An 11,657-nucleotide genomic window follows, 5' to 3' on the forward strand; every position below is an offset into this window, starting at 1 on the left:
CTCATAAAAATTGTAGACTTGATAAGAATAAGCTTGTTGGGTAGCATTTTACATCTATAATTCTTAGGCGCAACATTGATAAATCTCCTAGAACTATACGTCAAACTTGTCAGCTTAGTCTTAGTAGGTTTTATTCTGGGACGCAAGCTACCTAGTACAGTTCCTACCCGTCTGGGTCAGTTTCTTTTCTGTGTGGGAGTACCGATAAGTATAGTATCTTTTCTCCGACAAACTGACTTATCTGGACAAATCTGGATTGCTCCTGCGATCGCATACTTGGCTATTCTACTAGGCGCGTTCTTTGCTTGGCTAGGAATCAAAGGACAGACATACTTCGGTAATACAAAACCTGAAAAACCCACCCAGGGAAGCTTGTTGCTAGCAGCCATGATAGGTAATACAGGTTACTTAGGCTTTCCCATTACCTTGGCAATGGTAGGCAAAGAATACTTTGCTTGGGCATTATTTTACGATTTGCTGGGGTCTTTTCCTGGTGCTTATGCGTTGGGCGTAGCATTAGGCGCTCATTTCGGCACTAACTTACAAAATCACAGCCAACTTACGCAAGTCATAAGAGCGATTTTCGTTAATCCGGCTCTATGGAGTTTCGGATTTGGCTTACTATTTCGCCAAATAGCAATTCCTGAGATTTGGGAATATGGCTTAGATAAATTTGCCTGGAGTATGGTGGCTTTATCTCTAGTATTAATTGGAATGCGCTTAAGCAAACTAAATTCCTTAGATAACCTACCACAGGTAGGCATCAGCTTAGGAATCAAAATGCTCATAGTTCCCCTCATTTTAAGCTGCACCTTACCGTTTTTTGGATTAACCGGGCCAGCTGCCAAAGTTATTATCCTGCAAACGGCCATGCCCCCAGCCTTTGCCTGTCTAGTCATCGCCGAAACCTTCAATTTAGACCACAACCTCGCAGTCACAACAATAGCTATAGGATCTGTGTTACTACTCTTAACACTCCCCATGTGGCTATGGTTGTTTTGAATTAGTCAGTTGTTAATTGTTAGTTGTCAACAATCAACAGATATCTTCTCCCCCCATACCCTGCTCACCTTCCCCATCAACAATACTGACCTAACTTAGCCGCCAAATCTGCGGGATTGGTATGCTCATAATGTTCAAAGGGCTGATGAATCCAAGGATTATCTGGCAAATAATCGACGTAGTAATTGGGTTTAATCTCTGAACAAGCTTTATACCAAACTACAGCCGTGCGGATTTCCTCAATTGGGGAATCACTATATTGTTTTAGCCACGGTATGGTTTCTTTGAGTGTGATTCCAGAGTCTACTAAGTCATCGACTAGGAGAATACGTGAACCTAAACTTTCAGTGGTCATTGTTAGATGACGAGAAACATTTAAATAACCTCTTTCTTGCTTACCTGCGCCACTGTAGGAAGATGTGGCTAAAATTGCTAAGGGTTTGTCATAGATACGGGAAATTATGTCTCCCACTCGTAGTCCACCCCTGGCTAAACAGACAATTTGATTGAACTTCCAGCCAGATTGATAAATATGAGCAGCCAGTTGCTCAATTTTATAGTGATACTCTGACCAAGAAACGTAAAGGTCTGGCATAAGGTAAGTAGGTTTTAGGTGATACTAAAGGCGATCGCAATATTTTAATATGAGCGCAAGGTATTATGAACGACTCTGCTGCTGATGGTTATGCCCAAAAGCCTAAGAATAGTCAAAAATTAGATTTGAAAACCAAGCTGGCTTACGGTGCTGGTGATTTAGGCCCAGCAATTACCGCCAATATTTCTATATTCTTTCTATTAATTTTCTTTACCAACGTTGCTGGTATTCCGGCTGGTTTGGCGGGTAGTGTTTTAATGATTGGGAAAATCTGGGACGCTGTTAACGATCCTTTCGTGGGGGTATTGACGGATAAAACAAAGTCTCGGCGGTGGGGTCGTCGTTTGCCTTGGATGCTTTATGGGGCAATTCCTTTTGGAATTTTCTTTTTCTTACAGTGGATTGTACCGCGATTTAGTAGCGACCAGGGTAGTAATGTTTGGGCTTTGTTTTGGTATTACGTAGTGATTGGGTTGATTTCCCAGGTGTTTTATACAGTTGTAAACCTGCCTTATACAGCCCTGACTCCAGAACTTACCCAAGATTATGACGAACGCACTAGCCTGAATAGTTTTCGCTTTGCCTTTTCTATTGGTGGCAGCATTTTATCTTTAATTTTATCTAAAGTTGTTTTGTCGTTGATTAGCGATCGCCAGCAACAGTATATAGTTTTAGCAGCAATTTGCACCGTCATCTCGGTTATATCATTATATTGGTGCGTCTTTGGCGTGCGCGAGCGGGTATTGGCATTTGAAGCAAAACGTATTCAAGTTGAGGAATCTGACTCTATCCCTTTCTTTGAACAATTAAAAATTGTTTTCAGCAATCGCCCCTTTCTATTTGTAATTGGCATATATTTGTTTTCTTGGTTAGGAGTACAAATAACAGCCAGCATTATTCCCTACTTTGTCATCAATTGTATGTCTCTGCCTGAATCAGATGTACCCACAACGATGATTGCAGTACAAGGGACTGCTTTATTGATGTTATTTGTCTGGACGGCTTTAAGTAAAAAAATTGGTAAGAAACTCGTTTATTTCTTGGGAATGAGTTCATGGATAATTGCAGCTGCTGGACTCTTTTTCTTACAACCTGGTCAAATAGGTTTGATGTATGTCATGGCTATCATGGCGGGTGTGGGTGTATCCACAGCTTACTTAGTCCCCTGGTCAATGATTCCCGATGTGATTGAATTAGACGAACTGCAAACTGGACAACGCCGAGAAGGTATTTTTTACGGCTTTATGGTTTTATTGCAGAAATTTGGTTTGGCTTTCGGCTTATTTCTGGTAGGTAATGCCTTGCAAGCATCTGGTTTCAAAGAAGCTGTCGCTGGACAAACTACTCTACCAATACAACCAGAATCGGCTCTTTTCGCTATCCGCATTGCCGTTGGGCCTTTACCCACCATCTGTTTAATTTTTGGCTTAGTCTTAACCTATTTCTACCCCATTACCCGTGAAATGCACGCGGAAATTCTGCTAAAACTCCAAGAACGTCAAAAGCAGAGAGAAACAAATCCAGAGTGATAAGTATAGGACTTACGCATGAAAACGAAAGATCAAGGGTTTGGAGAAGGGTATAGGGGTATATAAGTAGTTATTTCATTCCCATTACCCATTCCAGATGATTTTTTTGATCAATACAACCTTTTGAACATCTATTGAGCATAATAAAAATAGTACGTAGGGACTGACTAAATATCCTCAAAACCAGCAAATCAGCCATTGTGAAAACTTCTTGAGTGTCGAAAATGAATTAGAGATTAAAAGCCTTGGTATACCGTTTTTCTGGGGTTCACTGCATAAATCCTGACTGTCAACGTCCCTACCCCCAGCCCTGGGGTAACAAATTTTGTAACAGCTGTGGCACAGTGCTACAGCTGTTAGATCGTTATGTGCCACTACAGACTTTGGGTGCGGGGGGTTTTGCACAAATTTATACAGTCTGGGATGAGAAGACCCAAACGGAAAAAGTTCTAAAGGTATTGATAGAAGATTCTCCCAAGGCGCTGGAATTATTTACTCAAGAGGCAGAAGTTTTAGTTCGGTTACGCCATCCTGGTGTCCCTAAAGTTGAGGCTGATGGTCATTTTCAAGTTAATTTATCCAATCCCAAGCCGCGCCAACTACCTTGTCTGGTGATGGAAAAAATTAACGGGCCGACTTTGGAGGAAATGTTAAATAAGTATCCCCAAGGATGTCCAGAAAATTTGGTATTAAACTGGTTAACCCAAGCAATAAAAATCTTACAAGAATTACATAAGCATCAAATTATACATCGTGATATCAAGCCTTCCAATTTGATGTTACGCACTCCTTCCCCTAGTGTACCTACACCCCCAGGGGGAACAGGCTGGGAACAATTAGTTTTAATTGATTTCGGTGGGGCAAAACAATTTAATACTGGAAGACAGCGCCAAGAATCAAGTTCTACAAGGTTATTTTCTTCTGGTTACAGTCCACCAGAACAAGTTACCGGTGGGCATATCGGGCCGAGTGTTGATTTTTATGCTCTCGGTCGAACGATGATTGAATTACTCACAGGTAAGTATCCCCCAGAGTTAGAAGATCCTCAGACAGGGGTTTTGCAATGGCGTAATAGAGTTACTATCAGACCTGAGTTGGCAGATTTACTAGATGAGATGGTGCAAGAGGATGTGCGATCGCGTCCCACTAGTGCGGCTATAATTCAAAAACGGTTAGCAAAAATTAACCAGCCAGCTTCAGGACAGAACAGTTTCCAGCAGTTCTTAACACAGGTTGCTAATCAACTAACACTATTAAATCAATCTACTGAGCAAGTTTTCAGCAACTTGGGACAAACCTTAGGTAAAATCTTGCGGTGGATTGCAAAGACAATAGTGCAGATCATTACAGCTTGTTTTGCCACTATTTGGGCAATGCTGCTAACTGGTCTTGGTGCGAGTGTAGGCACGATCGCTGGATTTATTTTGGCATATCGCACAAACTTAGGCGATCGCTTAGTCGAATTTATCGCCGGTCAATTACCCGAATTAATAACTAACCCTGAATCAGGATTCGGTGCAGAAATTATCGTATTTGCCGCCGCAGGTTTAGGTACAGCCTGGGGACTGACAGCATCCGGGTGTTTTGCCCAACGACGGCGCTTTTTAGTTGCCTCATTCATGGGAATAATCAGCTACGCCTTTGGCTGGTTATTGTGGCAAATCATTACATCGACCGCAGATAGCGGTGAAGGTTTGGTAGGAGCAACCGCCATATCTGTATTTTTATTAGCTCTAAGTATGGGTTTCCGTAGCCATCACATAGTTTATGCCATGATTGGCTCATTTGGAACAGCGATATTTGTGGCAATTTTGATAGTTTTAGGTTTTCCCACCACTGTTTTACAATTTTCTAGTCGTCACCTCTGGTCAGAATTATCCTTGCCTATCATCTTTTTTAGCTCTGTCGGCATTTTGATGAGCTTTTGGTTAGGCATAAGCTACTACCTAATTGTGCCAGGATTGCGGTTTTTGGGTTGGCGGTAGGGGAAAACTAATGACAACTGACAACTGACCATTGATCAAAATTAAGACCCCCTGACTGGTTATTTATATCTAGTCAGGGGGCTACTATAGGTGATAGACTATAATTGGTTCTGTATATTCACTTTACGCTTCGATTCTATAGCCTTAACATCTGTTTGACTACTGTAATTACTCCTATTAATCGTATTTTCATAGGTTCTTCATCACCACTTCATTCTCGTTGATTTACCTAGACAAACACATAAGTAAGGTAAGGTATTCTGCTAAATCTTTAATTGTCATCCCCAACAACACCTAATACTAACTATTTCTCCCCAATCCCCAATCCCCTAACTTATGTTGCAATCTAGAACAGAAGTAACGCTCCTGGCAGTAGACTGACATCTAGATTGCATTCCCGAATAGAATATGTCACTTACTTCCATTCCCTCGCTACGTGAGCAACAACATCCCCTCATTCGCCAACTAGCTGACTGTATTGAAGAAGTTTGGCATCAGCACCTGGATTTGTCGCCTTACCATTTGCCTGCTGAGTTGGGGTATGTGGAAGGGAGACTAGAGGGTGAGAAACTGACGATTGAAAACCGTTGCTATCAAACACCCCAGTTTCGGAAGATGCACTTGGAATTAGCCAAGGTAGGAAATATGCTAGACATCCTGCACTGTGTGATGTTTCCGCGTCCAGAGTATGACCTACCGATGTTTGGCTGTGACTTGGTTGGGGGTAGAGGTCAAATTAGTGCAGCGATCGCCGACCTTTCTCCTGTACACTTAGACCGCACCCTACCCGAATCCTATAATTCGGCGCTGACAAGTCTCAATACACTAAATTTCTCTCAACCAAGAGAATTGCCAGAATGGGGAAATATCTTCTCCGATTTTTGCATTTTTGTGCGTCCGAGTTCACCAGAAGAAGAGGCGATGTTTTTGGGACGGGTGCGGGAGTTTTTGCAAGTTCATTGTCAAGGTGCGATCGCTGCTAGTCCCGTTTCAGCAGAACAAAAACAGCAAATTTTAGCTGGACAACACAATTACTGTAGCAAACAGCAACAAAACGATAAAACTCGCCGGGTGCTAGAAAAAGCTTTTGGTGTGGATTGGGCAGAAAATTACATGACCACAGTGTTATTTGATCTCCCAGAATAACGGTCGTTTGTGGAGATTGGGTGTAGTGGTGTAGGGGTTAGTGAAATGAGGATTCTCTTGTTAGCCTGAGAGTCATGACTCACTGCTTGGTAAAAAACTACACTGCCCCCTACTCCCTTTCCCCCTGCTTCTTCTGGTCAGCGATCGCCCATTACTCCTTCAATCCCTCGCCCCTCATTTGTACAGTCTGTTACCTTTACCTGAAACAGATGAATGTAGAATTTATAAAACTAGCATTTGATGGAGTAAATAACCAATTTTAGATAATAAAATACGTAGGTACAACCCTAGCCACGGACTATTAGAAATTACTAGTTATAAATTACGAATTAGACTTGGGGAAATGTTATGTTATCGCACAAAATTTAACTGCATAAATCAGTTTTTGTAAAACCTTTGATAGAACCTCTTCAAAAAAACAAATAAAGTCATCTAAGTTGCAGAAAATCTTTAAAAGATTTGCCATAATGAAATCTATCTGCATACTCAGGCTGACTAATTCAGGAGTTATACCAATTCAAAATTAAGAAATCTGGATTTGGCAAGGGTTTCTAGGTTTGGATATGTTTCAAGATTTTCGTGAATTGGTATCGCCTATGGTGGGCGGAATGCCATCGCTATTTAAAAACGCTACTGAGATCAATATTTATCAGGTATTCAAATTTAGTTAATACTCAACGTCAAGCCGATGTTGTTTTTCTTCAGAAACGAGTACATTGTGGTAGAAAAACATTTAATTGGTAAAGACTAAAAAGTTTAACAAAAAAACTTTTATTTGCTTCTACCTCCTGACTTCTTGTTATACCAATTTCCCAAAATTCAATAACATATTCAAATTTAGCAGCCATCAAAAAATCTAGCTTTTTGAATTTTGAATTTTGAATTGGTATTACTTTCATCGGCAAAATTCAGATAAACGGACAAAAAACCATGTCAAGGGTGACGGAAGAGCGTAGGTCAAGAGAGCAGCCACTTGATCTAGAACAACCTAAGATTTGGTGGGGTCTTGCTGTAGCCCTACCAGTAGCCGTGGCTGCGGGGTTACTAGCTACAGCTAAATTTGAGCAATTAAAAAGGCTAGGCCCATCCGTACCTGTTAAGCCAGTCATTACTAGTGTTAGTGCTGTGGGACGTTTAGAACCGCAAGGGGAAGTGATTAAACTTTCGGCTCCCGTCGGAGGAATGCAATCAGCCTCACGAGTTAAACAACTCTTTGTGAAAGAGGGAGAACGGGTTAGGAAGGGTCAAGTTATAGCAATTTTGGATAACCACGATACCCAACTAGCAGCAGTGGAAGAAGCGAAAGCCAAATTACTGGAATCTCGCGCTAACTTGGCTCAAGTCCGGGTTGGTTCTCCCAGGGATATCCAAGCGCAAACAGCTGTGATTGCCCGCTTACAGGCGCAGTTAGTTGGTGAAATGGGGGCGCAACAAGCAAGCATTACGCGTATTGCATCCCAATTAAGTGGGGAAAAGGTGGCGCAACAAGCACTAGTTAATCGTTTAGAAGCAGAACTTGTAGGCCAACAAGACTCTTTAAGAGCCACATTGAACCGCATTAGAGCCGAGCAGCGTAATGCTCAAGTAGATGCGGGACGCTATGATTTTCTCTACAGAGAAGGTGCTATTTCCCAGCAGGAGCGAGACAGAAGGCGACTGACTGCGACTACTGCTAATCAACAGGTAATTGAAAGTCAAGCCGCTTTGAGACAGGCTCTAGCCACTCTCAGACAGCAAGTTGCTGAAGCTAGAGCTAATCAGATGAAAACTCTAGCCAGTTTGCAACAGCAACTAATCGAAGCGAGAGTAACCCGCGATAAAACCATAACTACATTACAAAGACAAATTGACGAAGAAAAAGCCAGACTGAAAAGATTGGTGGAAGTTAGTCCTACTGATGTGCAGATGGCTCAAGCTCAAGTTAGTAATGCGATCGCCAACGTCAGAAGAGCCGAGGCCGAATTAAAATTAAGCTACATTCAAGCACCCTCGGCGGGAGAAATCTTAAAAATTTATAGCAAGTCAGGAGAAGCCATCACCGCCGACGGTATAGCCGAAATGGGAGAAACCGAGCAAATGATGATTATTGCTGAAGTTCCTGAAGATAGTATTGGTCGGGTACGAATAGGCCAAACTGTCACAGCCAACAGCGATAACGGAGCCTTTAGCGGTGAAATCAGAGGAACAGTGACCGAGATTGGCAGAAAAATTGGCAAAAAGGATGTCTTAAATACAGATCCAGCAGCTGATGTTGATGCCAGAGTTGTTGAAGTCAAAATTGCCTTATCACCGGAAGATAGTCAAAAAGTTTCTGGTTTAACCTACGCCAAGGTAGTGGTTGACATTAATAAATAATCAATTTTCTGTTGATGAAAAAATCCAAATAATTACGGGAATGAATCGTAAAAGAATCCCTCTATCTTGGTTACAATTAACGCGAGAAAAAACTCGCCTAGCCGTTGCTCTTGCGGGAATTGCCTTTGCTGATATTCTGATGTTTATGCAAATCGGTTTCCGCGATGCTCTTTACTATAGTAACGTTCGCTTACATACTAGTTTGCAAGGTGATATTGTTTTACTTAATAAACAATCCAACGCCGTACTAGCAATGAAACCCTTTTCACAACGGCGCTTGTATAAGTCTTTAGAACTACCATCAGTCCAATCCGTGCATCCTATCTATTTAGATTATTCAATTTGGAAGAATCCCTATACTGGTTTAACTCGTAGTATTTTGGTTTTTGGCATTAATCCAGAAACTAATATATTTAATTTAGCAGGAGTCCAGGAGAATTTAGATAAGCTCAAACTACCTGATACTGTTTTATTCGACCGTTCTTCTAGACCAGAATATGGGCCGATCGCCAAGAATTTCGAGCAAGGTCAGAGTATTTCGGCAGAAGTGCGCCGTAGACGAATAAATGTTGTTGGTCTTTTTACCTTGGGTGCATCTTTTGGTGCAGATGGTAATTTAGTTACTAGCGATGTTAACTTTTTGCGGCTATTTCCTCTCCGTCGTCAAGGCTTAATTGATATTGGTTTAATTAGATTAAAACCAGGGGTAAATCCAAATACTGCTGTTCAGGAATTACGAAGTTATTTACCTGATGATATCAACGTACTAACTAAACAAGAGTTTATTGATTTTGAGCGTAATTATTGGGCAAGTAGTACAGCTATTGGCTTTATTTTTACCTTGGGAACAATCATGGGTTTTATTGTTGGTACAGTAATTGTTTATCAAATTCTCTATACAGAAGTTGCTGATCATTTATCTGAATACGCTACTTTGAAAGCAATAGGATATACCCAAAAATATCTATTAGGTGTGATTTTACAAGAAGCATTACTATTAGCTTGCTTGGGTTATTTACCTGGATGGATTTTTGCGATAATTCTGTATAAAACTGCTAGACAAGCTACATTGTTGCCTGTATTCATGAGCTATGATCGCGCTATCACAGTGCTGATTCTCACAATGATTATGTGTTTTGTTTCCGGCTCAATCGCTGTACGCAAACTACGTTCTGCTGACCCAGCCGATATTTTCTAAAAAAATAAATTAAAGATTAACCATGAATGATAATTTCATACCAAATTTTATAATATTAGGAATAAAATTTTCAGGTTTGAATTTTGTTGGCGCAGCCTTGCCGTAGGCTATTTTGAATTATAAATTGTTTCCGGCACTACAGTTCCGTCTCGGAACTATTCACTCCTAGCAAACCTAAATATCATGAGACAAGAAGCTGTAATTGCCATTAAAAGCCTCAATCATTACTATGGTAAAGGCGCTCTCAAAAGGCAGATTTTATTTGATATAAACCTAGAAATTTATCCTGGGGAAATTGTAATTATGACCGGGCCATCAGGTTCGGGTAAAACTACATTACTAAGCTTGATTGGTGGTTTGCGGTCGGTACAGGAGGGAAATCTGCAATTTTTAGGTGTTGAGTTGTCAGGTGCTAGCCAGAATAAACTGGTGCAGATTCGCCGCAGTATTGGTTATATATTTCAGGCTCACAATTTGCTGGGTTTTTTAACTGCAAGACAAAATGTGCAGATGGCGGTGGAATTGAACGAGCATATTTCCCAAGAAGAAGCGATCGCCAAAGCAGAGGCCATGCTGACAGCCGTAGGTCTAGAAAATCGTGTGGATTACTACCCAGAAAATCTTTCTGGAGGACAAAAACAAAGAGTAGCGATCGCCCGCGCCCTAGTGAATAATCCGCCCTTGGTACTAGCAGACGAACCAACCGCCGCCTTAGATAAACAATCGGGACGTGATGTTGTGGAAATCATGCAGCGTCTCGCTAAAGACCAAGGTACTTCCATTTTGTTAGTTACCCACGATAACCGCATTCTCGACATCGCTGATCGCATCGTCGAAATGGAAGATGGTATATTAGCTCGTGATTCCCAAACAGCGATTGTTAGTTATGATTCCGGCGCTTGGAACGAAACCCCTTAAGTTTTGACTATTCTCATGGGGATAAATGACTGTAGGGACGTACATCTGTACGCCTCTACCAAGGTATCTGTTATATTCATTTTTTAAATTGAGTATCAATGATGAATTTTGACTTTATTTAACGCCAGACTGCTTCTGAGGTGTGGAAGCATTTGCTTGACGACTGGTACGGAAAGTTACATTTACACCATCATTCGATTGCTCTAACACTAACAAGGGCGTTGGTTTAGCCTTTTGATCCCAGTGCATATGAGCAATCCGACCCTGAATAGTTGGTTGCCATGTATCTTCATCATCCATTGGACTGAGATAAGTTTCAATACAGTCAATAATTTGGCTAATAGTCGTAGAAGTTGCTTGTGTTGGTAACTTCATTAAGCGAATTTGGATGCGAAATAGTACTCGTTTAGCTGTGTTTGGGGGAGTACCAGTTTCATACTCGACATCAAAGATTTCATCAACTTGTCGTCCAGTAGTGTTGGCAATACCCACAGTCCCCTGTTGCGATTGATTGGGACGCAAAGCTTGAGATATTTTATCTTTAATTCTAATTTTCACTTGATTGAGAATGGCAAAATGGAATACCTCTTCTGACATCCGCATCCGCAGATAATCGAGGTTAAAGTCCCGCGAGTTCACCAAGTCGGGATTCGTTTCCATTTTGCGAATTGTTTCGAGAGCGAGTTTAAATTTTTTCTCTAGCTCTCTAGCACGAAATTTTTCAAACTTCAGTTTTTTCTCCATTTGCTTCATCTGGAGCCGACCATAAACCACTAAAGCAATCACCGCTAAAAGTAATCCCCCAGAGGTAGCCAGCAAAACAGGTGAGATTTGAGACTCGGCTGCTGGTTTTTGCTGGATTACTTTTTTTGTTTTTGGCGGTGGGGATTGGGCAATGAGTATTGGAGTTAGCATAGTGAGTAAACAGA

The 11,657-nt window shown here is 41.3% G+C and carries 9 protein-coding genes; 7 read left to right on the forward strand and 2 right to left on the reverse strand.

The window, feature by feature from the left end:
• Positions 1 to 75 precede the first annotated feature (75 nt).
• A complete protein-coding gene (locus ACN222_RS18535) occupies positions 76 to 1,002 on the forward strand; it encodes an AEC family transporter (RefSeq protein ID WP_044521901.1) in 927 nt (308 codons plus the stop codon).
• Positions 1,003 to 1,078: 76 nt separating this feature from the next.
• Here ACN222_RS18535 and ACN222_RS18540 read toward each other — a convergent pair whose 3' ends face one another.
• Entirely contained in the window at positions 1,079 to 1,597 is a 519-nt protein-coding gene (locus ACN222_RS18540) for a phosphoribosyltransferase (RefSeq protein ID WP_010997847.1), read from the reverse strand.
• Positions 1,598 to 1,662: 65 nt separating this feature from the next.
• Between ACN222_RS18540 and ACN222_RS18545 the strand changes: the two genes are divergently transcribed.
• From ACN222_RS18545 to ACN222_RS18570, 6 genes are all read left to right on the forward strand, one after another.
• Positions 1,663 to 3,126, forward strand: coding sequence for an MFS transporter (locus ACN222_RS18545; protein WP_010997848.1), 1,464 nt, complete (start codon positions 1,663 to 1,665; stop codon positions 3,124 to 3,126).
• Between the two features lie 245 nt (positions 3,127 to 3,371).
• The gene (locus tag ACN222_RS18550) at positions 3,372 to 5,111 is read left to right on the forward strand and encodes a serine/threonine protein kinase (RefSeq protein ID WP_190449801.1); all 1,740 of its coding nucleotides are present in this window, start codon (positions 3,372 to 3,374) and stop codon (positions 5,109 to 5,111) included.
• Between the two features lie 408 nt (positions 5,112 to 5,519).
• Complete coding sequence (locus ACN222_RS18555) at positions 5,520 to 6,257, forward strand: phycocyanobilin:ferredoxin oxidoreductase (protein WP_010997850.1); 738 nt, start codon at positions 5,520 to 5,522, stop codon at positions 6,255 to 6,257.
• Positions 6,258 to 7,187: 930 nt separating this feature from the next.
• Positions 7,188 to 8,612 carry an HlyD family efflux transporter periplasmic adaptor subunit gene (locus ACN222_RS18560; protein WP_010997853.1) on the forward strand — a complete coding sequence of 475 codons (1,425 nt, stop codon included), beginning with the start codon at positions 7,188 to 7,190 and terminating at the stop codon, positions 8,610 to 8,612.
• A 40-nt stretch (positions 8,613 to 8,652) separates the two neighbouring features.
• Positions 8,653 to 9,810 (forward strand): ABC transporter permease DevC, encoded by a 1,158-nt coding sequence (gene devC / locus ACN222_RS18565; protein WP_010997854.1) that lies wholly within the window; start codon positions 8,653 to 8,655, stop codon positions 9,808 to 9,810.
• 183 nt (positions 9,811 to 9,993) lie between these two features.
• Positions 9,994 to 10,728: a DevA family ABC transporter ATP-binding protein gene (locus ACN222_RS18570; protein ID WP_010997855.1), complete on the forward strand. Its 735-nt coding sequence runs from the start codon at positions 9,994 to 9,996 to the stop codon at positions 10,726 to 10,728.
• A gap of 114 nt (positions 10,729 to 10,842) precedes the next feature.
• On the opposite strand, the gene ACN222_RS18575 is transcribed toward ACN222_RS18570, so the two are convergent.
• Entirely contained in the window at positions 10,843 to 11,643 is an 801-nt protein-coding gene (locus tag ACN222_RS18575; RefSeq protein ID WP_010997856.1) for a hypothetical protein, read from the reverse strand.
• Positions 11,644 to 11,657 lie beyond the last annotated feature (14 nt).

Origin of the sequence: Anabaena sp. FACHB-595, assembly GCF_048568275.1 — a bacterium.
Classification (GTDB): Bacteria; Cyanobacteriota; Cyanobacteriia; order Cyanobacteriales; family Nostocaceae; genus Trichormus.